This is a genomic window from Rhizobium sp. BK008 (assembly GCF_014197345.1).
Lineage (GTDB): Bacteria > Pseudomonadota > Alphaproteobacteria > Rhizobiales > Rhizobiaceae > Rhizobium > Rhizobium anhuiense.
Genome location: NZ_JACIFK010000006.1, coordinates 1 through 25,012 on the forward strand (window position 1 = coordinate 1; position 25,012 = coordinate 25,012).

General features: G+C 59.4%; 22 protein-coding genes and 1 pseudogene. 7 read left to right on the plus strand and 16 right to left on the minus strand.

Features of this window, described 5'->3' with window-relative positions:
- Positions 1–118 precede the first annotated feature (118 nt).
- Both FHT69_RS22370 and FHT69_RS22375 read left to right on the plus strand, forming a co-directional pair.
- Positions 119–1,693, plus strand: coding sequence for a Re/Si-specific NAD(P)(+) transhydrogenase subunit alpha (locus FHT69_RS22370; RefSeq protein WP_183905971.1), 1,575 nt, complete (start codon positions 119–121; stop codon positions 1,691–1,693).
- A 22-nt stretch (positions 1,694–1,715) separates the two neighbouring features.
- On the plus strand, positions 1,716–3,089 hold the full coding sequence (locus FHT69_RS22375) for an NAD(P)(+) transhydrogenase (Re/Si-specific) subunit beta (protein ID WP_183905972.1): 1,374 nt from the start codon (positions 1,716–1,718) through the stop codon (positions 3,087–3,089).
- Between the two features lie 476 nt (positions 3,090–3,565).
- Here the strand turns inward: FHT69_RS22375 and FHT69_RS22380 are convergent, their stop codons facing one another.
- The 7 genes from FHT69_RS22380 to FHT69_RS22410 are packed head-to-tail and all read right to left on the minus strand — an operon-like array spanning position 3,566 to position 9,575.
- Entirely contained in the window at positions 3,566–3,904 is a 339-nt protein-coding gene (locus FHT69_RS22380) for a 2Fe-2S iron-sulfur cluster-binding protein (RefSeq protein WP_246714031.1), read from the minus strand.
- A gap of 16 nt (positions 3,905–3,920) precedes the next feature.
- The gene (locus FHT69_RS22385) at positions 3,921–5,162 is read right to left on the minus strand and encodes an NAD(P)/FAD-dependent oxidoreductase (protein WP_183905973.1); all 1,242 of its coding nucleotides are present in this window, start codon (positions 5,160–5,162) and stop codon (positions 3,921–3,923) included.
- 2 nt (positions 5,163–5,164) lie between these two features.
- The gene (locus tag FHT69_RS22390) at positions 5,165–5,653 is read right to left on the minus strand and encodes a cupin domain-containing protein (RefSeq protein ID WP_312865584.1); all 489 of its coding nucleotides are present in this window, start codon (positions 5,651–5,653) and stop codon (positions 5,165–5,167) included.
- Between the two features lie 58 nt (positions 5,654–5,711).
- Positions 5,712–6,380 carry a 4-carboxy-4-hydroxy-2-oxoadipate aldolase/oxaloacetate decarboxylase gene (locus tag FHT69_RS22395; RefSeq protein ID WP_183905974.1) on the minus strand — a complete coding sequence of 223 codons (669 nt, stop codon included), beginning with the start codon at positions 6,378–6,380 and terminating at the stop codon, positions 5,712–5,714.
- Between the two features lie 21 nt (positions 6,381–6,401).
- A complete protein-coding gene (locus FHT69_RS22400) occupies positions 6,402–7,331 on the minus strand; it encodes an ABC transporter substrate-binding protein (protein ID WP_183905975.1) in 930 nt (309 codons plus the stop codon).
- Between the two features lie 28 nt (positions 7,332–7,359).
- The gene (locus FHT69_RS22405) at positions 7,360–8,385 is read right to left on the minus strand and encodes an amidohydrolase family protein (RefSeq protein ID WP_132576162.1); all 1,026 of its coding nucleotides are present in this window, start codon (positions 8,383–8,385) and stop codon (positions 7,360–7,362) included.
- Positions 8,385–9,575 carry a cytochrome P450 gene (locus FHT69_RS22410; protein ID WP_183905976.1) on the minus strand — a complete coding sequence of 397 codons (1,191 nt, stop codon included), beginning with the start codon at positions 9,573–9,575 and terminating at the stop codon, positions 8,385–8,387. The genes FHT69_RS22405 and FHT69_RS22410 overlap by 1 nt, the downstream gene beginning before the upstream one ends.
- 226 nt (positions 9,576–9,801) lie before the next feature.
- Between FHT69_RS22410 and FHT69_RS22415 the strand changes: the two genes are divergently transcribed.
- Genes FHT69_RS22415 through FHT69_RS22435 form a run of 5 tightly spaced genes read left to right on the plus strand, consistent with a single transcriptional unit; the run spans position 9,802 to position 14,402 of the window.
- A complete protein-coding gene (locus FHT69_RS22415; protein ID WP_047613876.1) occupies positions 9,802–10,593 on the plus strand; it encodes an ABC transporter ATP-binding protein in 792 nt (263 codons plus the stop codon).
- Positions 10,590–11,300 (plus strand): ABC transporter ATP-binding protein, encoded by a 711-nt coding sequence (locus FHT69_RS22420; RefSeq protein WP_028757721.1) that lies wholly within the window; start codon positions 10,590–10,592, stop codon positions 11,298–11,300. The genes FHT69_RS22415 and FHT69_RS22420 overlap by 4 nt, the downstream gene beginning before the upstream one ends.
- Positions 11,300–12,181, plus strand: a complete 882-nt coding sequence (locus tag FHT69_RS22425) for a branched-chain amino acid ABC transporter permease (protein WP_063474715.1) — start codon at positions 11,300–11,302, stop codon at positions 12,179–12,181. Before FHT69_RS22420 ends, FHT69_RS22425 begins: the two co-directional genes overlap by 1 nt.
- Complete coding sequence (locus tag FHT69_RS22430; protein ID WP_097545350.1) at positions 12,178–13,173, plus strand: branched-chain amino acid ABC transporter permease; 996 nt, start codon at positions 12,178–12,180, stop codon at positions 13,171–13,173. Before FHT69_RS22425 ends, FHT69_RS22430 begins: the two co-directional genes overlap by 4 nt.
- Positions 13,170–14,402, plus strand: a complete 1,233-nt coding sequence (locus FHT69_RS22435) for an ABC transporter substrate-binding protein (RefSeq protein ID WP_097545349.1) — start codon at positions 13,170–13,172, stop codon at positions 14,400–14,402. The genes FHT69_RS22430 and FHT69_RS22435 overlap by 4 nt, the downstream gene beginning before the upstream one ends.
- 206 nt (positions 14,403–14,608) lie before the next feature.
- Here FHT69_RS22435 and FHT69_RS22440 read toward each other — a convergent pair.
- The 9 genes and pseudogenes from FHT69_RS22440 to FHT69_RS22480 form a co-directional block, all read right to left on the minus strand.
- A pseudogene (locus FHT69_RS22440) lies at positions 14,609–14,716 on the minus strand (3-oxoacyl-ACP reductase); the annotation flags it as partial.
- A 417-nt stretch (positions 14,717–15,133) separates the two neighbouring features.
- The gene (locus tag FHT69_RS22445) at positions 15,134–15,784 is read right to left on the minus strand and encodes a TetR/AcrR family transcriptional regulator (protein ID WP_183905977.1); all 651 of its coding nucleotides are present in this window, start codon (positions 15,782–15,784) and stop codon (positions 15,134–15,136) included.
- Between the two features lie 302 nt (positions 15,785–16,086).
- Positions 16,087–16,953, minus strand: a complete 867-nt coding sequence (purU, locus tag FHT69_RS22450; protein ID WP_183905978.1) for a formyltetrahydrofolate deformylase — start codon at positions 16,951–16,953, stop codon at positions 16,087–16,089.
- Between the two features lie 10 nt (positions 16,954–16,963).
- The gene (locus FHT69_RS22455; RefSeq protein ID WP_246780748.1) at positions 16,964–17,866 is read right to left on the minus strand and encodes a methylenetetrahydrofolate reductase; all 903 of its coding nucleotides are present in this window, start codon (positions 17,864–17,866) and stop codon (positions 16,964–16,966) included.
- Positions 17,867–18,022: 156 nt separating this feature from the next.
- Entirely contained in the window at positions 18,023–19,405 is a 1,383-nt protein-coding gene (locus FHT69_RS22460; RefSeq protein WP_183905979.1) for an aminomethyl transferase family protein, read from the minus strand.
- A 385-nt stretch (positions 19,406–19,790) separates the two neighbouring features.
- Positions 19,791–21,230: an HlyD family type I secretion periplasmic adaptor subunit gene (locus FHT69_RS22465; RefSeq protein WP_183905980.1), complete on the minus strand. Its 1,440-nt coding sequence runs from the start codon at positions 21,228–21,230 to the stop codon at positions 19,791–19,793.
- Entirely contained in the window at positions 21,227–23,371 is a 2,145-nt protein-coding gene (locus FHT69_RS22470) for a peptidase domain-containing ABC transporter (protein ID WP_047613893.1), read from the minus strand. The genes FHT69_RS22465 and FHT69_RS22470 overlap by 4 nt, the downstream gene beginning before the upstream one ends.
- A gap of 43 nt (positions 23,372–23,414) precedes the next feature.
- The gene (locus FHT69_RS22475) at positions 23,415–23,720 is read right to left on the minus strand and encodes a hypothetical protein (protein WP_047613895.1); all 306 of its coding nucleotides are present in this window, start codon (positions 23,718–23,720) and stop codon (positions 23,415–23,417) included.
- Between the two features lie 67 nt (positions 23,721–23,787).
- The gene (locus FHT69_RS22480) at positions 23,788–25,008 is read right to left on the minus strand and encodes a GTP-binding protein (protein WP_063474718.1); all 1,221 of its coding nucleotides are present in this window, start codon (positions 25,006–25,008) and stop codon (positions 23,788–23,790) included.
- Positions 25,009–25,012 lie beyond the last annotated feature (4 nt).

A 25,012-nucleotide genomic window follows, 5' to 3' on the forward strand; every position in this document is an offset into this window, starting at 1 on the left:
CGATGATCACCCACACCATGCCGCTCGAAGACATCAACAAGGGCTTCGAGCTGATGCATACGGGCAAGTCCATCCGCGGCGTGGTCGTGTACTGACAAATCGCATTATGGGGAGTGACATGTTTATAGGTTCGCCACGAGAGCGGTTCGAGGGGGAAGCACGCGTCGCGATGACGCCGGACAGCGCCACCCAGCTTCAGAAACTCGGATATCACTGTGCCATCGAAACGGGCGCCGGCAAACTTGCCGGCTTCTCCGACGACGCCTATCGCGCAGTTGGCGTTACGGTCGTCGACAGCATTGACGCACTTTATGCAAGCGTAGACGTCATCGCTCAGGTGCGGCCGCCCGAAGCGAACGACCTAGCAAGGCTTTCGGCAAGCAAGACGCTGATCTCCTTCTTCTATCCTGCGCAAAACAAAGAGCTTCTCGAGCAGGCGAAGACGACCGGCGCAAACGTGGTTGCCATGGACATGGTGCCGCGCATTTCGCGCGCCCAGAAGATGGACGCGCTGTCTTCCATGGCCAACATCGCCGGCTATCGCGCCGTGATCGAGGCCGGCAATAATTTCGGCCGCTTCTTCACCGGCCAGGTGACCGCGGCCGGCAAGATCCCGCCAGCCAAAGTTCTGGTCATTGGCGCCGGCGTCGCCGGTCTGGCCGCCGTCGGCACCAGCATCTCGCTCGGCGCCATCACCTATGCATTCGACGTTCGACCGGAAGTGGCCGAGCAGATCGAATCGATGGGTGCCGAATTCGTCTTCCTCGACTTCAAGGAACAGCAGCAGGACGGCGCGGCGACGGGTGGCTATGCATCGCCGTCGAGCCCCGAATTTCGCGAAGCGCAATTGAAAAAGTTCCGTGAGATCGCGTCGGACATCGACATCGTCGTCAGCACCGCGCTGATCCCGGGCCGCGACGCGCCGAAGCTCTGGCTTGCCGACATGGTCGCCGCGATGAAGCCGGGCTCCGTGGTCGTCGACCTTGCGGCGGAACGCGGCGGGAATTGCGACCTGACTGTTCCGGATCAGAAGATCGTTTCTGAGAACGGCGTCACCGTCATCGGCTATACCGATTTCCCGAGCCGCATGGCCGCGCAAGCCTCGACCCTCTATTCGACGAACATCCGCCATATGATGACGGACCTGACGCCGAAGAAGGATGGCGTTCTCGTCCATAACATGGAAGACGATGTTATTCGCGGAGCCACTGTGGCGTTCCAGGGCGAGATCACCTATCCGCCACCGCCGCCGAAGATCCAGGCGATTGCAGCCCAGAAACGACAAGAAAAGCCCAAGGAGTTGACGCCGGAAGAACGGCGTGCAGCAGAAGCTTCCGCCTTCAAGTCGGCAACGCGGCAGCAGGTCGGCCTGCTCGTCGTCGGCGGTGTTCTCATGGCGCTTATCGGCGCCTATGCACCGTCGGCCTTCATGGGCCACTTCATCGTCTTCGCGCTTTCCTGCTTCGTCGGCTTCCAGGTCATTTGGGGTGTTAGCCATTCGCTGCATACGCCGCTGATGGCCGTGACCAATGCGATTTCCGGGATCATCATCATCGGTGCGTTGCTGCAGGTCACTGCAGGCGGCTGGCTGGTGACCGCCCTTGCCGCCGTTTCGGTGGCGATCGCCACCATCAACATCGTTGGCGGCTTCATGGTCACGCGGCGCATGTTGAACATGTTCCAAAAGTCGTGACGCCAGCCCGGGGTATAGAACTATGTCTATCGGTATCCAGACCGCGGCTTACATCGCCGCATCCGTTCTCTTCATCCTTTCGCTCGGCGGTCTTTCCGGTCAGGAAAGCGCCAAGCGCGCCGTATGGTACGGCATATCAGGCATGGCAATAGCCGTGCTCGCGACCATTCTTGGGCCGGGCGTCGGGCTTTCCGTCGTCCTGATCATCATGCTTGCCTTTGGTGCTGTCATCGGCACGTTGTTGGCACAGCGCGTCGAAATGACCGGCATGCCGCAACTCGTGGCGGCGCTACACTCCTTTGTGGGCCTCGCTGCGGTACTGATCGGCGTCAACTCCGACATGACGGCACATGAGTTCGCCACCAATGCGGAAAAGATCATCCATGAAGTGGAAATCTTCCTTGGCGTGTTCATCGGTGCGGTAACCTTCACCGGCTCGATCATCGCTTATGGCAAACTTTCTGGCCATATCGGCGGCAAGGCACTTATCCTGTCCGGCCGGCACATATTCAATATCCTGATGGTGCTTGGGTCGTTTGTGCTGATGATCGGGTACATGAATGGCACAGGTGCATGGACCCTCTACCTGATGACGCTGATCGCCTTTGTCATCGGCGCTCATCTCGTCATGGCCATCGGCGGCGCCGATATGCCGGTCGTGGTTTCGATGCTCAACTCCTATTCCGGCTGGGCGGCCGCGGCGACGGGCTTCCTGCTCGGCAACGACCTGTTGATCGTAACCGGAGCGCTCGTCGGCTCGTCGGGCGCGATCCTGTCCTACATCATGTGCAAGGCGATGAACCGCCAGTTCCTGTCGGTCATTCTCGGCGGCTTCGGCAATGCCTCGGGCCCGACGATGGTCGTCGAGGGCGAGCAAGTTGCCATCGATGCCGAAGGTGTTGCCGCAGCGCTCAACGATGCCGACTCGGTCATCATCGTTCCGGGTTACGGCATGGCGGTTGCGCAGGCCCAGAGTGCGGTTTCGGAACTCACTCGCAAGCTGCGCGCCGCCGGAAAGCAGGTACGCTTTGCGATCCATCCGGTCGCAGGTCGGCTGCCCGGCCACATGAACGTCCTGCTGGCGGAAGCAAAGGTCCCTTACGACATTGTATTGGAGATGGACGAGATCAACGACGACTTCCATGAAACCGATGTCGTCATCGTCATCGGCTCGAACGACATCGTCAATCCGGCGGCACAGGAAGATCCGAACTCGCCGATCGCAGGCATGCCGGTCCTCGAGGTCTGGAAAGCCAAGCAGGTTTTCGTCTCCAAACGCGGCCAGGGCACCGGCTATTCCGGTATCGAGAACCCCCTGTTCTTCAAGGAAAACACCCGCATGTACTACGGCGACGCCAAGGAGTCGGTCAACGGCCTGCTTCCGAAGCTGGCCTGAGAGCTTGATGATCTCCGCTTCCGACTGTAGACATTTTCTCAAAGAAACATGTGCGCGCCAGCCGTAAGCCCGTCACGGCAGGCTCGCCGTTGTGCGCTCGGCCCCTCCCAAATTCGTCCGACCATGACCATGCGATAGCGAAAGTGGCAATCGACATATGGATACGGGTTGCGCGACAAAGGATTTGGGAGCAGGGCCGCTGGCGATCTCGAAATCTGGCCCAATTGAGGGGGGCGGACCGCCTCCCCAGTCGTCAGAGCGCGATAGCGCTAAGACGGGTACGCCCACATGCGGTTAAGGCGGCTCGAACGGTCTACCCTGGATGGCGAAGTATGGCACAGGGCCAATTGCAGGCTGAGCCGATCGAATAAAGGGATGTTGGGTCGTCAGGTTCGTCCGCCGGGCATTGACTCGTTAGCCCGGCAGCATTGGCAAATAGTCCTCGAGATCCGCCCGTGATGCGAGCGGATCTATTGTTAATCTTCGGGGGCGATGCGAACGACGATTCCACTGAGAGTCTCGTCAAAGGGGATCTGACAGGAAAGCCGCGAGTTCTCTTGGCGGTAGTCGGAGCCTTCCAGCAACTCACTCTCGTCGATCGAGGGCTCTGCCAGAGTTGCGGTCTTCGGTAGCTCCTCGACGTAGAGGTGGCAGGTGGCACAGGAAAGGCACCCGCCACACATTGCGAGCAGCTCATCAAAGCCCGCGCCTCGGATGTTCTCCATCAGCGAAGCGCCCACCCTTCCCTCGAAACTATGCAGCTCTCCATCCCGCGTACGCACTGATATCATGGACATTTTTTCCTCCACTTTCATTCGGGCCTCGAATGCCTCACAGCACTTCTGGGCCAAGTTCCTTGAGTTGTTTCGATGTGTCCGCCAAGGCGTCCCGGTCGATCTTCGCTGAGCTATCGACAAGCTTTCGTCCTTGCACGTAGTCTCGGGATGCATTGACGCAATCGAGGGCCAGAACCGCCCCGTCCTTCAGATAAATAACGCTGAAGCTCCGACTGGAGGGATTGCCGCGCGTCACCACGCTGTCAAAGCCGTAGTTGAGACCGATGGTCTGCATTCTCAAATCGTATTGATTGGACCAGAACCAGGGCGTTGCATCGTAGGGCTTGAGTTCGCCGCAGATCGCCTTCGCGGCAGTCGTCGCCTGATCCGTCGCGTTTTGCACAGATTCAATGCGAATGCCGCGGCCATGTCTAAGCCGGGCGCAGTCTCCAATGCAGTAAATGTCCGGCAGGGATGTCCGGCATAACTCATCGATATCCACACCGTTTAAGCCTTCCGCGCCCGCCTCGGTCAGTGGGCCGGCCGAAGGGACAATGCCTATACCGACCACGACGATATCGGCTGGGATCTTCTCGCCGGTCGCAAGCACCACGTTCTTGACGCGGCCGTTGGAACCTTCCAGCGAACCGACACCGCAGTTGAGGCGGATGTCGACGCCATGTGCGCGATGCTCGGCTTCGTAGAACCTCGATACCGTTTCCCCGGCCACGCGCGCGAGTACGCGGTCGAGCGCCTCGACCAAAGTGACCTCCTTGCCGATCTCTCGGAACACGGCTGCCGCTTCGAGACCGACATAACCGCCGCCGACGATCACGATCCTTTCGGCGTCGGGAAGGCCTTCGACGAGCGCGTCGCAATCTGCCTTGTTGCGTATATAGCAGATTCCGGCCAACTCGCTGCCTGAGCAGGAAAGCTTCCTCGGTTCGCCACCGGCCGCCCACACGAGCTTGCCGTAGGAGAAGCGTTCGCCCAGGTCCGTGACGACGACATGGGCTGCCGCATCGACGGTGGTCACACGCCTGCCCAGCATCAGTTCCACCTGCCGGGAGGTCCAGAAGTCCCCCGGCCTCAGATGCATCCTTTCGAAGGATTTCTTGCCTGCGAGATATTCTTTCGAAAGCGAAGGGCGGTCGTAGGGAACTTCCGCCTCAGCGCCGATCAGGGCAATGCGTCCGGTGAACCCGGACTGCCTGAGCGCCGCCGCTGACTGCGAGCCGCCATGTCCGCCGCCGACGATGATGCAGTCGAAGAAGCCATTGTGATGCTCCTGCGTCATTGTCACGACTTTCTTTCAGCACCGATGAGGACGAAGCACATGGTCGCGGGCTTGTCGCCCTTGTTGCGCCAGGCGTGGCGCGTGCCGCATTGGACGACGACGTCGCCCTGCTTCAGCAGCGTTTCGGCGCCGTCATCGAGTTCAAGCCACACTTCACCGTCGAGTACGATGTCATAGTCGATGGTATCTGTAGTGTGCATCCCGGGTGCATCAGGCTCGAACGCCTGGATCAGGCCGGGGATGTGCATCGCCTGTTCCTCAACCGCGGCCGCTGGATCGATGGTTGCGAATACCGAGTCTGGCGGAAAGACGACGATCATCAGCTTCGTCTGGCCCGGTTCGGGGGTGATCAGGATTTGCGGCGGCGCCTGCTCCGCATGACTTTGCGGAAGGCTGGGTTTCGCCGAAGTTGCATAAAGGACCGAGGTAAGGTGGCCCGGCACAGAGCCGTACACATGGGCATTGGGTGCGGGGCCGTCGCTGATGAACACTGACCTGCCGTTACTAATCCCTGTGACGACGCGCCGGGGTATGCGCAGTTGCGTTGCCCTATTCATAGATCAAGCCCTTCGCCTCAAGCTGCGGACGCATGTTGTTAATGTCGAGGCTCAGTTGGCCTCTCTCGTAGAGACCGCGCTTTTCGTCTTCCATTTTCTGGCGTTGGCGCGCTTTTTCGAGGACCATCGCGGCCTCATCGCGCTTGACGACACAGACGCCATCGTCGTCGGCGACGATGACATCGCCGGGTTCGATGTAGGCTCCGGCGCAGACCACGGGGACCTGGACGTTCGCGAGCGTCTCCTTGACCGTGCCTTGGGCCGATATTGCCTTCGACCAAACGGGAAAGTTCATGGACCGCAGGTCAGCGACATCGCGTACGCCGGCATCGATCACGAGTCCCAGAATTCCGCGAGCCTTGCACGATGTCGCGAGAAGATCGCCGAAATATCCGTCCGTGCACGGCGAAGTTGGTGTGACGACCAGGATGTCGCCGGGCTGCGCGACCTCAAGCGCGACATGGATCATCCAGTTGTCACCCGGTGGCACCTCGCATGTGAGCGCCGTGCCACCGATGCGCGAGCCGTCGATCACGGGGCGCAGATGCGGGGCCAGCAATCCCTTCCGGCCTTGCGCTTCATGGACTGTAGCGACGCCGAGCTTAGCCAAGGCTTCGCATGTCTCGCGATCCGTTCGCGGTGTCTTGGTCATTACCTTCATTGGGAACCTCTCGAGATGGAATCAAACGTGATTCAACCAGCCGACCGCGCCTTGGAGGAAACTGCGATCAAACACGCCTGCGGCGCTGGATCTGGCTGATCCGTCAAGCAGGTTGGCGCGGATCATCAAGTCGACCGTGGTATCCATGGCACGTTGCGGAATGGACAAATCGCCGGGCCACATACCCATGTCGCGCATGTAGTGGAGGCCGCGCGAGGCGAGTTCGGTGTCGTCCTTCGTGGTAATGCGCTGGAAAATCGGAAGCGTGATTTCTTCGCGGTTCGGGTCGTTCGTGATCGAATAGGCCTCGAACAATGCCTTGAGGAAACGGCCGACCACATCACGGTTACCATCCAACCAGCTTTTGCGGCCAATGACAGCGGCGAAGACGATCTCGGGGATGACATCATTGATCTCGCCGATCAGGTTGTAGCCATCACGTTCAGCCAGGAAATTCCATGGCGCGGGCTGCGGGGCGCAGTCAATTTCCCCCGTCTGCAGGGCTTCCCAGCGCTTGGTGTGGATGCCGGCGAGTTCGAATTCGTAGTCGCCGGGATACCGCAGGCCTTCCTGGGACAGCAGCATCTGGGTGTAGATCGCCGTGCCCTCTGTCAGCGACGATGTGCCGACCTTTTTGCCCTTGAGGTCCTCGATCCTCTTGATCGAAGGCTGAGCGACCAGCGACATCGGCAGGCGATTGGCATTCGAGGCGATGACCCTGAGTTCGCCGCCTTTGACGAAGTTCGAGACGGCACCTTCAGGTGGCGTTATCGCAAGATCGGCCTCGCCTTCGACAACCGCGGTGGTCGCCTTGTCGACGGTGCCCATCTTCTTGTATTCGATCACCAGCCCGTGCTTGGCGAAAATTCCATGCTCTTCGGCCACGAAGACCGGAAGCCAGTTGAACCCTTGCGCCCCGCCCGCGAGGCTTAGACTTTGGCTGGAAGCCATATGTTTTCTCCCTGACAATTTCGAGGCTTCAAAGGCCGCGCTTGCGCAACCGCTCATCCAGAAGCGGATAGACCCGACGTGCGTTTCCTTCGAAGACTGCGTGTCTTTGTTCGTCATCAAGCGTGAGCTGGTCGATGTATCTCTTGGTGTCGTCGAACGGGTGCCCCGTCTCCGGATCGATCGCCTTGACTGCGCCGAGCAGCTCGGATCCGAACAGGATGTTCTTGGTGTCGACGACGCGGAAGAGCGTGTCGATGCCCGCCTGGTGATAGACGCAGGTGTCGAAGAACACATTGTTCATGAGGTGCGTGTCGAGGCCCGGCTTTTCGAGCATGATCGACAGGCCGCGATAACGGCCCCAGTGATACGGCGCAGCCCCGCCTCCGTGCGGTATGATAAGCTTGAGTTCCGGATGGCGCTCGAACAGCTCTCCCTGAATCAACTGCATGAATACCGCCGTATCCGCGTTGATGTAGTGCGCACCCGTCATGTGAAGGCACCGCTCGCAGGAACTCGAAACGTGGATCATCGCGGGGACCCTGAGGGCGACCATGGCCTCCCACATAGGGTCCCACCATGGATCGTAGATCGGCGGCGCACTCCAACGCCCGCCTGACGGGTCGGGGTTGAGATTACAGCCCACAAAGCCGCTTTCGACGCAGCGCTCCAACTCCTCGATGACATCAGACAGGTCGCCATCAACTGTTTGGGGAAGCTGGCAGACGGCTGCGAAATTATCCGGGAACATGTCGACGATCCGGCCGACATTGTCGTTCGACAGGCGCGACCATTCCTTGGCGACCGACGGTCCCGGCACGTGATGACCCATGCCGGAGGCGCGCGGGCTGAGAAGCGTCACGTGCGAACCGCGCTCGCGCTGAATTTTAAGCTGGTTCGCCTCGATAATGTCGCGCAGTTGCTTGTCGGGTATCCCCGGATAGATCGGCGGCTCGGAGGACTTGCCTTCCGCATAGGCGACTTGCGCCGTTCGGAAGGCATGGTGCTCTGGTGGTTCCGTCGTGAAGTGGCCGTGGCAGTCGATGATCAAAGACATCATCCATTCCACTTCGCAGGAAGGTCGGAGATGCCACGGAACCGCCAGCCCTTGCCTGTGATCTCCCGCGAAGTATCGAGACGAAGATCGGGCAACTGCCGGAACACCTCGGCAAGCGCAATCTCACCCATCGCACGCGACAGGAAGTGGCCGGAACAGAAGTGCGGACGGAAGCCGAATGACAGGTGCTGCTTCTTCTTGCGGAACATGTCGAAACGGTCGGCATCTTCGAAACGCGTCTCATCGCGGTTGGCCGACCCCATGACAATAGCGACGGATGCCCCCTCTGGGATGACCGTTCCGGCGATCTCGAAATCTTCATTGGCGATGCGCGGTGTTACGCCGATCGGGGCGATCCAGCGCAAGCCCTCATCGAAGGCGCGCATCGCGTTTTCCTGCGGCTGCTCGGCCATAAGCTTCGCCTGGTCGGGATTCGAAAGAAGACCCGTGCAGGCATTCGCCGCCGCATGCCCCGGCTCCTGGAGACCGCCAAGGATGATGACGCGCATGGTCGGAGAAATCTCCTCCCAGCTGCGAACCTCGCCCTTTGCCATGCCGCCATACATGACATGGCTGAGCAGCGAGTGGTTGGGCTTTGATAGGCACGCCTGGTAAAGATCGCCCATCTGCTTGTCGATGTCGGCGAGCGCGTCGTCCAGTCGCTTCCATATGGCCGGATCATTGCTGACGTTCTGCAGGCCGAGCGCCATCGCGTGAAACCACTCGACGAGGGTTTCGTTTGGCGTTTCCGTCAGGCCGATGACGTCGCCAATGCATCGCACCGAGATTGGCTCGAAGAGTTCCGTCGTCAGGTTCGCTTCGCCATTCTTCTTGATGGAGTCGATGTAACGCTGCACGACCGGGCGTGTCAGACCTTCGACGAACGAGCGCACGCGTTCCTGCGTGAGATTTTCGTCGATACCCTGGCGGAGGCACTGGTGATCTTCACCAGACATGGTCAGGACGTTCGGCATGCCCATGACGCGAGCTTCCGGACGGTCCGCTGAGCCCGACGGTCCAAACACCTTGTCGTTGCCGCCGATCGTGCGGCAGTCGTCGAACCGCGTAATGAAATATTCTTTCGTCCCTTCGAAGAAGGCCACAGGCTCCTCCGCGCGTAGCCTCGCGTAGACGGGATAGGGATCCCTATAGAGATTTTCGCCCGTCAGTTCGGTGTGCGTTCCCGTCATTGATTTCCTCCCTCACCCGCGTCGCGGGGTCTTCGCCAATCCGCCACCATGTTCTCCAACCCGGCGGCATGCATTTTCAGGACGTTCCTTTGGAGCAATCGCCACGCGATTGATGCTTGACATACCGAAACGTCTTCGGATACTGATAGGTATCCAAAGCAAGGTTGGCTGTCAACAAGAGAAATCGACAGGCCGTGGAGAGACCGCTTCGGAAGGGAGGAAATCAGTGAGCAACAGCAGCATCGCCGAGGTGCGCCTTGTGCTTGAGGCGCGGGATGTCTCCGTGCAGTTTGGCGGCGTCAAAGCCCTGACCAATGTGTCGGTTTCCGTGAAGGCAGGAGAAATCTGTGGCCTGATCGGGCCGAACGGAGCAGGCAAATCGACATTTCTCAACGCGGCGACCCGGCTCGTAAATTACACAAGCGGATCGATCATGCTTGGCGGTCAGCCACTCGAAGGCGTCGGTTCGCGCGAGATGATCGGAATGGGCATCGCGAGGACCTTCCAGAACCTCGGTATCTATGGCTCGATGACCGTTCTGGAGAATGTCATGCTCGGGGCGCATCACCGGTTTGGCGGCAAGTTCGCTCAAGCGATCTTCGCTCCATCTCGGATAAGGGCGGAGGAACGGTCTGCACGCGAGAAGGCTATGGCGGTGCTTGAAGAGGTCGGCATGGTCGAGCTCGCCGCGCGCGCGGCCGGATCGCTTTCCTATCCCCTGCAGAAGCGTATGGAGATCGCTCGCGCGCTTGCCGCCGAGCCTAAAATTCTTCTGCTTGACGAACCCGCCGGCGGACTGACGCACGGCGAGGTCCACGAATTTGGGTCGCTCGTCGATGGCATCCGACGCAAGCGGAACCTCTCCATTCTTCTCATCGAGCATCACATGGGGCTGGTCATGAGCCTTTGCGACCGGATCGTTGTCTTGCATCTGGGTCGCAACTTGGCCGAAGGCACCCCTTCCGAAATCAAGTCCAACGACGCGGTGATTGCCGCCTACCTCGGGAAGGCGGCATGACGCTGGATCTCAAGAACCTCTCCGTGTTCTACGGCAAGACGCAGGCACTGTTCGACTGTTCTTTCTCAGTGGGAGAAGGCGAATTTGTCGCCCTGCTCGGCTCCAACGGGGCTGGGAAGACGACGCTGCTGCGTGCCGTTTCCGGACTGCTCCCATTCAAAGGCTCGATTGCCTTTTCTGGAATGGCGCTCGACAAGATCGTCGCGCAGAAGCGCCTTGCGCTCGGCATTGCTCACATACCCCAGGGGCGCGGGACTTTCTCCGAGTTTACGGTCGATGAAAACCTCTCCCTCGGGGCAACGATCGTGTCGAACCGATCACAAGTGAGAGAGGACAAGGACCGCTGGTACGAGACATTCCCGCGTCTGCGTGAACGGCGCGATCAGCTTGCGGGAAACCTTAGCGGTGGGGAACAGCAGATGCTGGCTGTCGCACGCGCGCTCATGTCTCGTCCGAAGCTTCTGATGTGCGACGAACCATCGCTCGGGCTCGCCCCTTCGATCACTCAGGAAATCCTGGCGATTTTCAAGACGCTCAACAAGGATCACGGCATGACGCTGCTCGTGGTCGAGCAGAATGTCGACATCACCCTTCAATATGCCGACCGGGCCTTCGTTATCGAGGCCGGTCAGATTGTGGCGAGCGGTGCGGCAAACGAGCTGATCGCCAACGAAGACATCAAGAAATCTTACCTGGGAGTTGCCTGATGAGCCTCTTCTTCCAGCTCGTCGTCAGCGGCCTGACCACGGGCGCAATTTACGCGGCGCTCGCCCTGGCGCTCGTCCTCATCTTCAGGGCAACCAACGTCGTCAACTTCGGCCAGGGCGAGATGGCGACCTTTTCCGCCTATGTGGCCTGGCAGTTGATGCAATGGGGTGCGCCGCTCTGGCTCGCCGTCCTCGCGAGCCTCATTATGGCGTTTGCTATTGGGATTGTGACTTTCCGCTTGATTATCCGGCCGATGATGAGCGCTCCCGTGGAGGCGGTCGTCGTCATCACCCTTGGCATCCTCGTCCTCTTCCAAGCGGCGTGCATGTGGATGTGGGGCGCCGAGCAACTCTCGTTCCCAAGCCTCTTCCCTGACGGCGGTTTGGATATCGGCGGCGTTCGCGTGCTCGCTTCCGCCATCGGCACGCTAACGATCCTTTTTGTTATCGCTTTGGCGATGGGCTTTATCTTCCGGTTCACCAGGCTTGGCCTATCGATGCGTGCGGCGGCTTTCGACCATGCCCGAAGCGTACTTGTCGGCGTTAATGTCGAACGCATGCTGATGTTGGGCTGGGGCTTTGCCGCCATTATTGGGGCACTTGCCGCAATCCTGATTGCCCCTCGGCTCTTCCTCAGCCCGACGATGATGACGCCAATCCTCTTTTACGGGCTCGCTGCAGCAACGCTCGGCGGCTGGGACAGTCCGCTTGGCGCAATCGTTGGCGGCCTCGCCGTCGGCGTCGCCGAGAGCTTGGGTGCCAGCTACCTCTCGTTCGTCGGCGCCGACATGCGCATCGCCGTGCCGATCGCCCTCACGCTCATCATCCTGCTCGTCAAGCCCGTCGGCCTGTTCGGATCCTACAAGGTGACAAAACTATGAATGACGGATTCCGCGCGGCGACTCTCAAGTTCGGTCTCTTTGCGATCGTCGCGATCCTTATCCCAGTCTTTGTGCCGGGATACGCACTTCAGCAGGTGGCGATCGCGATCGCCTACGCTATCGCCATTTTAGGTCTGAACCTGCTAATGGGGTTCGCCGGCCAAATTTGCCTTGCGCAGGGAACGCTGTTCGGCGTCGGCGCTTACGTGACGGCGATCCTCAATGCCACCTACGGCATCTCGCCGCTCGTAACGTTGCCTGTCTCTGCAGCCGTGGCGGCCGTCGTCGGGCTTGCCATCGGCCTTCCGGCACTCAGGCTTCAGGGCTTGCAGCTTGCCATCGTGACATTTGGTATCGCGGCCGCGTTCCCGCAATTGCTGCTCAAGATGGGGAGCCTGACGGGTGGAGTGTCGGGGCTTCCGATCGATGCTCTCGAACCTCCGAGCTTCATGCCGGACAATCCCGAGTTGTGGCTCTACATCATATCGCTCACTTGCGCGGGGATCGGAGCCCTGCTTGTCTCGCTAATGCTCTTCGGCGACAACGGGCGCGCGCTCAGGGCACAGCGGGACAATCCACAGATTGCCCAAGCGCTCGGCATCAACCTGACACGTACTCGCCTTTGGGCATTTGCCGCAAGTTCGGCGCTCGCGGGACTCGGCGGCGGAGTGTTCGGGATCATCAGTGGTTTCATCAGCCCGGAGTCGTTCCTGGCAATCCTGTCCATCAACATCGTGATCGGCAGCATTGTCGGCGGCGCTACCAGTATCGTCGGAGCATTTCTCGGCGGTCTGTTCATGGTCTTCGTCCCGACCTGGGCATCTGACATCAACCTGAGCCTCGGCAACCTGATCTACGGCCTCGCGCTCATCCTGATCATGATGGTCGCGCGCAATGGGGTCACTGGCTTCATCGAAAAATGGCTCTCGATGACTTTTCGGAGGATGGCGAGTAGCCGACGCCAAATTGAAACAAGGGAGGAACTGATATGAGATTTATTTCTATGCTGAAAGGGAGCGCAATGCCGCTGGCTGTCGCGGCACTGCTCGCGGCAAGCAACGCCAATGCTGCGGAATCGTCGCCGGGTGTTACCGACGACACCATTAAAATTGGTGTCACGGGACCACTGACTGGACCGGTCGCGGTCGTCGGCGGTGTCGCCGAAGGCATACGAGCGCGCGTCGAGCAGGCCAACGCCGAAGGCGGCGTTAAGATGGGCGACGGCAAGACCCGCAAGATCGATCTCATCATCGAAGATGATGGCCTTGATCCCCAGCGCACCTTGGCGAATGTCCGCAAGATGGTCGAGAAAGATCAGGTATTTGCTCTCGTCGGCACCGCGGCGACGCCAAACAATCTGGCGATCGGCCGTTACATCACGCAGAAGAAAGTCCCGAACGTTTTCATGTATTCCGGTGTCGTCTCCCTGAACGCACCCGAGTGGGAGGTTGGCTTCGTACCGTCGTTTTCAACCGAAGCAGACTCATTTGCTGCGTATCTTCAGATCAACAAGCCCGACGCAAAGGTGGCGTTCCTGTATCTGAACACGGAGACGGGCCAAACCTTCATGAAGGCCTTCGATAGCGCAATCGACGGAACGAACATCAAGGTGATCGAACGCCAGCCGGTGACATCGCAGGACCCCACTGTCGAGACCCAGCTAAATACTCTGAAAGCTTCTGGCGCTGATACCTTGGTTATTATCGCCGCGCCCCGCCAGGGGGGCGAGGCCATCCGTTTCCAGTCCGAAAGCGGTTGGAAGCCTTTAACCCTGGTGACCAACTTGTCATCGGCGTATCCGGTTCTCCAGTCAGTCGGCCTGGAAAATGCCAAGGGTATCATCACCTCCGACTTCCTAAAGCCGATCACCAGCAATCAGAAATCCGGTGACGAAGGCGTCGATCACTATCTCGACGCCATAAAAGCAGCCAAGGTGAACTTCGTCTTCGCCAATACGATTGGCCAGACCGGATATGCAATTGGCGACACGCTCGTCCAGTCCCTCGAAAAGCTCAAGGACCCCACCCGCGAAGAGCTGATGAAGGTCGTTCACAACATGGACGGTTGGAAGAACCCATTGCTCCAAGAGGGCATCACAATGACAACCAAGGAAGGATCCGACATCTACCCCGTGGAGGCACTCCAGCTATACCAGTTCGATGGCCAAGAATACGCACCGCTCGGTGGCGTCTTGGACTTTGAAGGCAAAACATACGAATAGCTCCCTACCAGTGGGTGCCGGCAACCGGCGCCCACACAGGTGAGGCAGATTTGGCAAGCATGGGCGGCAAAATTTACCCGGTCCCATAGTTGAACGACGAGCGCGGGAATTGTCGACATCTTCGCGGCAGGACGGCGCTCTTGGTCGTCATGCATTCGTACGTCCCGATTGGTACTAAGGAGCAGGCCTGGAATTCACTCGTCAGTCGGATAACGACCCTGCGTGAGATTGAACACCGCCGTCAGGTTGACGATGATGCTGGAGGTGCACTCCTCCTTGTTGATGACGCGGGCGTCGAGAACCTTGCTGGCGCTGCGGAGGCGTGATGCGGCTCCCTGCGGAAGGGACAGATGGCGATCTTCAACCCGACGGGCGACGTAACCGGCAAAGCCCGCATCATCGAACGAACCTTCGACGGTGACCCGAACCCCTCGACACTCTCGGTGCAAAAGCTCCTCTTGGTTCCATGTTGGATGCGATGGGGACGCCGTTGTTTCGCGTTCGCAGGCGCTACCGCGCAATTGACATACCGCGCGGTCACCTCGCCTTGGCATTCCACCTGTTCATTTGAACACGGCTTACTGATCGCAGCGTGGATATCTGCCCATCCCCAAATGGGGCGGCAACTCTTCCTCCAACTCGTCAACGCGCTGCGAACTCAGGCCATGACCCGCACATCCTCATCACCCGTCAAAGCCCCGCTCCAACCTCGCTGCATGCTGCCCTAAAATTCAAGGCACTTGGAGTGGCAAATCGAGCAATTCGATCGCCACACAGTCGTCGATGACGGAAGGCGGCACCTGAAAGGCTGACAGAATTTGGCGCACGACCTTTTCAGGATGATCGTGCTCCTGCTCTTGCCGGAGAAGCGTTGTCATCGACGCGAGAACGGTGCCAATCATCATATCTCGCCCGATCGTGACGCTTTGCAATTTGAATTCGCCCGACTCGATGCCCTCCTGAACGGACGCCGTTGCGTATTGGAACGTATCCGAACCGAAAATGGGCCCGACACTGGAAAGGTTGACCATCGCCCAACCCCAAGAAGGATCTTGGCGCGCGCGATGCAGGTAATAACGGATGGCCAGCGCAACCCGCATCGCGCAGATAGGAAGTGTTCGCATTAGCTCTTGCACTGCAACGTTGAACTCATGGCTCATTTCATAGGTGAGCACCTCGAACAGCTCGTCAATGTCAGAGAAATAGTTGTAAAAGGTCCCCCGCGAGATGAGGGCGATCCCACACACTTCTTCGATACGCGTTGACCTCCCGTTTGGACGGCCAAGCAGATGAAACGCCGCTGAAAGGATAGTCGCCCGGGTACGCGCACGCTTCTCCACGCCGATATGCGCACGCCGTTCCGGGCTTATTTTCGTCGCCATGCCTGCTCGATTCCTCATTCAATCGCAGCGTATATAGGCCGGTCATGTCACGAAACCATTTTCAGAACAATGCATGGGATTTTTGGAAATCTTGCCGATCAGCTCCGTTCGAAGCATGAGAAAATACTGTTTTGATGCAAGCAGTTCTGCCGACATCGGGACGTAAACTGCCTGCGATGAAGATGTGCGACATCGTGCCATGAACCTGCTTTCGACGGCCGCAACAGTTGCCGCATTCGGAAGGATTGATCATGACGTCTTACGTTTCAAGCGCCAAAGCCTGGATCTCGCGGATGACCCTCCTACGGAAAGACCACAGTCTTCAGGCCATTGAGCATGACACGGGTTTCAAGATGCAATTTGACGGCCTTGGCGAGCACCCGGCTTTCAATATCGCGGCCGGTCGCGACAAGATCCTCCGGGCCCATGGCGTGATGCACACGCTCGACTTGCTGCTCAATGATCGGTCCTTCGTCCAGATCAGGAGTGACATAATGCGCCGTGGCTCCGATCTGTTTGACACCCCTTTCATAGGCCTGATGATAGGGCTTGGCTCCCTTGAAGCTTGGCAGGAAAGAGTGATGAATATTGATAATCCTTCCGAACAGGCGGCTCGAAAGCTCCGTCGACAGAACCTGCATATAGCGCGCCAGGACGATCAGATCCGATTGCGCATCGCTCATCAGCGTCAGGAGCTTTTCCTCTTGTTGAGCCTTCGTATCGCTGTTTACCGGCAGGTAATGGAAAGGTGCGCCCTCACGCTTCGCTGTCGGGCGGCAGTCCTCATGATTTGAAACGATTGCCCCAACCTCCGCGTTCAACCAGCCAACCCGGATTTGGTAGAGCAGATGTAAGAGCGCGTGATCGAATTTCGAAACCATGATGATGATCCGCGGCTTCCGTCCGACGTCGATCAACTCGAGCTTCATGGAAAACCGTTCAATCGGAGATTTCAGTGCACGACGAACCATGGCCTCCGTGACCGCTGTCGGGACAGAAAACGCGATGCGCATGAAAAAGGTGTTGGAGACACGATCCCAGAATTGATTGGAATCGGAAATGTTGGCGCCGAGCGCTGCAAGTTCAGAGGTCACCGCGGCGACGATTCCAGGCTTGTCTTGACATGACAAAGTCAAGACGAAGTTCTGCTGCACGGAGATTGTTTTCATTGCATAAAGCCTACTTCGATATGTGACTTGCCAGAAAGTCTCGGATCCATTCGGCCGTTTTTCCAACACCGCCGAATGGATAGAAATGCAAACAAACTGATCCGTGCTTGCTTGGATCGAGCCTTCTTATGAACTCCGCCACAAGCGCATCCGGGCCGGCGGTATTCAGAAGTTTCCGGATCGAGAGCCCGTATTTCGCCATGACTTTCGTGGACGCGCCGACGCCGCAGATCGTGGCGAAGCGTAACAGGGTTTTCACACTGGCAGGCCCTGGGACACCAATGCGTATGGGTGCTGTTATGCCCGCCTGGCGAAGGCGCCCGATCCATTCGATGACCGGTTCGGCATCGAAGGAAAACTGCGTCGTGATGTCATATTCCAGCCCAGCGGCGGTCAGGAGGGCATGTTTTTCCTGCAGCACCTCGAAAAGCACCCCGTCACGGATCTTTGGATGCCCTTCCGGATATCCGGCTATGCCGACCTTCCTGATTCCATGCTTGGACAACAGTCCCGAACGAATGATGGCCAAAGAATCCTCATATGGCCCGACAGGCACGTCAGGATCGCCGGCCACGATAAATAGACGATCGACGTTCGCCACGCTCACAAACAACGCCAAGAGACGATCCAGTTCTGCAGCCGAGCCCAAACGTCTGGCGGAAATATGTGGCACCGGATGAAAGCCGAGCTCTTTCACCGTTGCCGCGGCTGCAAGGCGCGCGTCATGATTTTCATTGGGAATGAAGGCAATTGAAACGCATGTGGCCGGTGCAAGCAGTTTGCTCACATCTTGGAGGCCGGCAGTGTCTTTTCCTGTGATTTCGAATGAGTATCCGTCAATCAATGCTGCGCGTGGCGACATCACCGGTCGCACGGCAAGGGCGTCTTCCGCCATATCGATATTATGCATCATGCGATGGCCCCTATAGACGTCTTCGGAAATTGTCGACGATCCCCAGCTGGATCGCACAAGGGATGCGTACGGCAGACTGCCGCGGTCCCGCTGAGGGCCACTGGGCAGTGCTGCCGTTCACCATGAAGCTTGCTTTGAGCGCCAAGCGGCTTGAGGTTACTGCTGGCCGGTCTTGATGACTTTTTCGAAGTAGGGAGCCGGAGCTACCTTGGCGCGAATTTCGCGGAGCTGGTGCGTGCCGACCGGAAGGCGCTGGGAATTTGGCTCACCCCAAAGCACTGTGACTTCCGTACCGGGTTCGGCGTGCTCAATATCAACGAGCGAGAGCGAGATGACCCGATTGGCATTGGCGGAATAGGCAAGCCATTGCGATATGCCGACGCGTTTGCCACCTTTCATGATCGCGTCCGACTGGAACGTCGCATACATCGGATTTGGCAGCTTCATGAACATGCCGCCGTTGTCCGGATCGATCAGCGACGAGTTCATGCATGCCATGACGTCGTCGTTGTTCCATTCGAGCGTCACTTTCTTTCGCTTCGGATTGGCGACCCTTTCACGCAGGGCTTCCTTACCAATGAAATCGTGATTGAAGTCGATCAGCGACTTGTAACCGACTTCAACCGGATCGACGTAGTAGTCCTCAATCTTGTCGGACAGGAAGCTGCCGCCGAGCGAGGCGACCGACTCCAGGAAGTACTGGTTCAGCCATTCACGGTAGGGCTTCATTTCGGCGCTGTGATAGATGGCCGGAAGCGGCATTGGCATCCAGCCGGATTCCTGCGCGGTGGTCGAATAGGCCATCGCTCCAATCTTGCGCATGCCATATTTTTGCCCGACCTCGGCAAAGGCGGCGCGAATCTCGTGCTGAATGTCCCAAGGCCCGTAGATTTCGTAGCCAGGCTCGCCTGCCATGCCATGGCGAAGGGCACGAACCGCGTGACCAGCAATCTGGAATTCACCGATATTGAAGAACTTGATGTCCGGCAACGTCCCGTCCGAAACCTCCCGCACCAAGGGAAGCGCGTTGGGGCCCTGGATCTGGATACGGAAGACATCGCGCGTTCCCGAACGGATCGAGAAGTTGTCGTCCCGCACCGCGGTCACATTCATGCCGCTGATTTCGGCGTTGTACTGCACCCAGTCACTGGCAAAAGGGGCGCCGACGATGCGCAGAAATTCCTCTTCCTCGCGGAAGACAATGGCATCGCCGACCATATAACCGTCGTGGCCGGCCAGCACCAGTTGTTTGCCGCGCAAAACCGGGAAGGAATCGAACTTGTTGGTCGCCAGCGTGGAAAGAAACTTTACGGCGTCCGGACCGCGAAGATGCAGTTCCGTCATGTGGTAGGAAAGCTCAAGCAGCGCAACGCTATCCTTCCAGGATCTCACCTCATCGCGCCAATTGGTGAACTCCGGTGGAATAACCGGGAATGTGTAAGGCCCGATGTTGGACCCACGAAGCAATTTTACCGGACCTCCGGCGTCATTGACAATGGACTCCAGGTTCTTGAGTCCCACGCTTGGTGCGATATTCATGTTCAGCTCCTCCCTGATACTGAAAATAAACTGCTAATATTTCGGCAAGCTTTAAACACGCAGCAACGATTTCGCTTCAAAACCCCACTATTGTTGCAGCCCAGCCCTTGGCGCCGGGCGATCGCTTTGCGACGCGGCTCCAAGCTCCCAGGACGACATCGCTCTTTCTTCAACGCCAAGTGGAAACTAGCTAACGGCCATGATCCGCTTTCAACTCTATACATTCATAAATTACACATACTGTCAATTTGACATTTTGTTCAATTTGAAAAATCTGCAGCGACCCTTTGAAGGGATTTGAACCCTATGTGGAATAACAATGATTTAGGGAACGACAGAACTATCTGCCTAAAAGCTCGTTCGGGGCGAACTGAGCTGTGGCGCCCTACGGTTCGCGTATTGCGTTGTCGAGGCCACGCAGCAGCGGATACAGGAAATAGGAGATCACCGTGCGGTTGCCGACCTTGATTTCCGTGGTCACAGTCATGCCGGGAAGCAGCCGCACCGGCACATCTGTGGCATTCAACCGGGTATCGGCAAGCAGGATGCGCGCCTTGAAGAAGGGGGCGGACGGCTGGCTCGGGGTGGCGGTCTGTTCCGGTTGGCCGGTGAGGAAAGTGTCCTCGCTGATCGTTCGCACTTCGCCTGTTGCCGTGCCGTATTTCTGGAAGGGATAGGCGTCGAGCTTGACGCGGGCTTCCTTGCCGACGACCACGCGGCCGATGTCGCGGGTGTTGATCGAGACTTCTGCTTCGAGCGGCACGTTGATCGGCACCAGCGTCACCACCGGCTCGGCCTCGCGCACGACGGAACCGACCGAGCGCTGGGCAAGATCGAGCACGACGGCATCGGCGGGTGCAGTCAGCGCCACCATGTTACGGCGCAGCTCCATCTTCTTCAGCTCTTCGCCGGTCATGTCACGCTGGCCGCGCAGGTCCACCAGCTGCTCCATCGCGGCGCGGCGGAAATCCTCGATGAAGGCCTGGCGGTCGGCGCTCAGTTTCGCGTAGACGTGGACCGCCTCCTCGGCCTTGCCGCGCACCGCGGTGATATCGGCCTCCACATCGAGGCGAGCGTCGCGCGAGCCGAGCATGGTGAGCAGCGAACCGCTTTCCTTATCATAGAGCTTCTTTCGCGTGGCCTCGATCTGCGAGAGGTTGTCGCGCCGGTCGTTGAGCACGGCCTCCTGATTGCGGTTTGCCGCAAGTGCGGACGATTGGCCGGCGATCTGCTGTTCGAAATTCTGCAGCTGCGCCGTGTAGAAGGCCCGCCGCTGGGCGAAGAGCTGCAGCTGCAGCTGCTCATCCTGCGTGTTGCCGGCGATCTTCGAATAGTCCTCGCCGGTAAGCTCGGCCTCCAGGCGCTTCACCTGGGCGTCGAGAGCGGAAAACTTCGCCCTCAGTTGGCCAACATCGGCCTGGCTGAAGGTGGCGTCGAGCGTCGCCAGCGTTTGGCCGGCATGCACCACCTCGCCGACCTTGACGTCGATCGTGCGGATGATCGAGGTTTCGAGCGGCTGGACGACGATAGTGGGCTGTGTGGTGACGAGCTTGCCGGGCGCAATCACCACCTCGTCGATGGAGGAGACCGAGGCCCAGGTGATCGCTGCGGCAAGTAGTGCTGTCACGCAATACAGCGTCATGCGGGCAACGCGCGGCGGCGCGCGTTCTTCGAGCTCGACGGCATCGGACTGGAACTCGGCAATTGCCGGTGGCAGCGGTGGGCGGGCGATGAGTTCCCTGCCCTTCTCCGGCTCCTTGTCTGATGGCCCCTTGCCCGAAGGGACCGGCAGGTTCTCGCTGGGTTTTCTGCTGTGCGCGTTCATGCGACCTGCCTCATCTGCTGGGCCCACAGGTGGCGATAGGTCATGCAGCGCGATACAAGCTGATCGTGCCGGCCGATATCGGCGACCTTGCCACGCTCGATGACGAGAATGGCATCGGCATCGACGAGCGTCGAAAGCCGGTGCGAGACGATGATGACGGTGCGGCCGGCGGCGATGCGGCTCAGATTCTCGCGGATGATCGCCTCGCTGTCGGGGTCGAGGGCGCTCGTCGCCTCGTCGAAGATCAACAGCTTCGGATCGGTGATCAGCGCCCGGGCAATGGCAAGCCGCTGCTTCTGGCCGCCTGACAGATTGGAGGCGTTTTCCTCCAGCATCGTGTCAAAGCCGCGCGGCAGGCGCTCGATGAACTCCTCGGCGCCGGCGATACGGGCAACTTCCATGATCTCCTCGATGCTGGCATCGGGCTTGGCGGCGGCAATATTCTCGCGCACCGAGCCGCGGAACAGGAAACTATCCTGCAGCACGACGCCGATGCTCGTTCTCAGATGCACGAGGTCGATCTCGCGGCTGTCATAGCCATCCATGCGCACGAGGCCTTCCTGGCTCTGATAGAGCCCCTGGATCAGCCTTGTGATCGTCGTCTTGCCCGAGCCGCTTTTGCCGACCACCCCGAACAAGCAGCCCGCCGGAATGGCGAAGGAGACATTGTCGAGCGCCGGCGCGCTATCCGGGCCGTAGCGGAAGGTGACCCTGTCGAATTCGATGCGGCCCTGTAGATTCGGCCGAACACCTCGCCCGCGGCCCGCCTGCTCCGGCCGCTGGTTCATGATCTCGCCGAGCATGCGCACGGAGAGCGCGACTTCCTGATATTCGTGCACCATGGTGACGATCTGCACCAGTGGTCCCGAGACCCGGCCGGCGAGCATATTGAAGGCGACCAGCGCGCCGATCGTCATCGCGCCACTGAAGACATCGAGCGCGCCGAGGCCGATGATCGCGACGCTCATCAGCTTCTCCAGCAGTCCGGTCATCGCCTGGGCGATGGTCGAGATCTTGTCGACCCGGAAACGCACGGAGATCGACTGGGCCGAATAATCGTCCCACACCTTGCGCTGGCGCGGTTCCAGCGCCAGGGATTTGACGGTGCGCATGCCGTGCACGGTCTCCACCAGCAATGCCTGGCGGTCGCCTTCGGCTTGATAGAGCGCCTGCAACCGGCGCTGGAACGGCCCGACGAGCATCATCACCACCAGCCCGACGAGGGCTGCGAAACCGAGCACGACGAGCGTCAGCTTGACGCTGTAGAGAAGCAGGATCGGCACGAAGACCAGAAGCGAAACGCCGTCCAGGAGTGTGAGAAACAGCCGGCCGGTCAGGAATTCGCGAATGCGCCCCGTCTGCTGCATATGCTTGACGAGAACGCCGGCGGAGGCCTGTTCGAAGAGCGCGATCGGCAGGTTGAGCAGATGGCCGAAGGTGCGGGTCGCGACGCGGATGTCGATCCTGTTCGTCGCATAGAGCAACAAATAGCGACGCAGAAAAGTGAAGGTCGCGTCGAAGACGAGCGCGATCGCAATGCCCGCCGTGAGAACCGTCAGCGTCGCATAGCTCTGATGCACCAGCACCTTGTCGATGACGAGCTGAAAGAAGATCGGCGTCGTCAGCCCCAGCCCGTAGAGCACGAAGGCGGCGAGCGCGACATCGCGGAAGAAGCTGCGCTGCTTGATGATCTCGGGGACGAACCAGCGGAAGCCGAAGGGCCGGTCCTCATCGGACATGCGATAGTTGCGCTTCAGCAGGATCACCGATCCGAGCCAGGCCTTGGCGAACTGCTCTTCGCTGAGCATCATCACTTCGGCGCGTGATGCCAGCGGGTCGAGAACACGGATTCTCTCGTCCTCCCCGCTCCCGACAGCGCCGGCGATGACCACCCAGTTGCCGTTCGTCAGCTCAGCGAGCACCGGGAACGCCTCGCCAAGTTGGAACAGGGATCGCCAGTCGAGCGTCAGATGCTTTGCCCTGAGGCCGGCATCCTTGGCCATGCGCAGCAGCTGCCGCAAGGCAACAGGATCGTTGCCGACGGCATAATCGTGCTGCAACCGTTCAGGAGCAAGGTCGACGCCGTGATGACGCGCGACCAGCGCAAGACAATGCAGGTTGGTATGCAGAAAACCAGTCATGGCCCACCTGAAACAATACGAGACCGAGGCAATATTTGTTTTATCAGTTGAAGTTCGGCGAAGCGTTCGAAGCGCCTGCCTGCACCGACTGGATATCGGCAGCCGCCGCCGACATATCGCCGATGCGACGGACCGCACCAGCTTCGACCAACCCGCCAAGCGCCTTCTGCATGAGATCGACCGCATTGGCGAAGGCATCGACCGGCATGATGATGCGCTGGCGGAAAACCGGCTTCGGATTGTTGTTGGCGTCACGCTCGGTGGCCGAGAGCGACATCAGGTCGATCCGCACGATCGTTCCGGTGATGGTGATTTCGCCGATGCCATCTGCATAAAGTTCGTTGCTCATTGTTCTCTCCTCCGGTTGATAATCAAAACGTCTTCCTCTTTGGGCGGCTTACGTCCATTGGGATGCTCTAACTATTTGAATGGGCGTGCTGCCAGGCCGGAAACGGGTCCCGTAGCCGGGCGGCGGTCTGCGGATCGAAGCCTGTCTCCTCACCGGTCAGGCAGTCGTCGAGCGCGGTGCGGATTGCGTCTTCGTCGAAGCCGGCGCCGATGAAAACCAGTTCCTGGCGGCGGTCGCCCCAGATCGCGTCCCAATGCCGGTCGATGAGTTGGCGGAACTGCTGAAAGCGCGGCCATTGCGCCTTCGGCACGGAGGCCCACCAGAAACCCTTGGTGTCGATGCGGCACTGCGTGCCGGCAATCGACAGCAGGCCGATCTCGTCGGGCCTTGTCGCCAGCCAGAAATGGCCCTTCGCCCGGATGAGGCCCGGCCATTTTCTGTCGAGGAAATCGCTCAGCCTGGAGGGATCGAACGGCCGGCGGCTGCGATAGACGAAGCTCGAAATGCCGTATTCCTCGGTCTCCGGCACATGCTCGCCCCAACCGAAGAGTTCCTTGTGCCAGAGCGGATGGCGGGCAGCTCTCGCTTCGCTGAAGAGGCCGGTATTCAAGATGGCGTCGAGCTTCAGCCGGCCGAAGCCGGTCTCGATGACGCGGGCATCGGGGTTGAGTGCGGCAACGATGCGGCGAACCTCGGCAAGCGCTGCAGGCGGCACATCCTGCGCCTTGTTGATGACCACGACATCGGCGAATTCGATCTGCTCGACGAGCAGTTCCACCAGCTTGCGCTCGTCGTCTCCGTCCCGGCTCTCGCCGCGATCGCTCAGGAACTCCGCGCTCGCATAATCGACCAGAAGATTGACCGCATCGACGACGGAAACCATCGTGTCGAGCCGCGCGACGTCGCAGAGGGCTGCCCCGCTCTCGTCGCGGAAGGAGAAGGTGGCTGCGACCGGCAGCGGCTCGGCAATGCCCGTGCCCTCGATCAGCAGATAATCGAAGCGGCCGGCGGCGGCCAGCCGGCGCACTTCGCTTAAGAGATCGTCGCGCAATGTGCAGCAGATGCAGCCATTGGTGAGCTCCACCAGCGTCTCGTCCGTCCGCGACAGGTTCGCTCCCCCGTCGCGCACGAGATCGGCGTCGATATTCACCTCGCTCATGTCGTTGACGATGACGGCGACCCGACGCCCCTCGCGATTGCGCAGGACATGGTTGAGGATCGTCGTCTTGCCGGCGCCGAGAAAGCCGGCAAGGACCGTGACCGGAAGTCTGTTGTCTGCACTCGTCATCGAT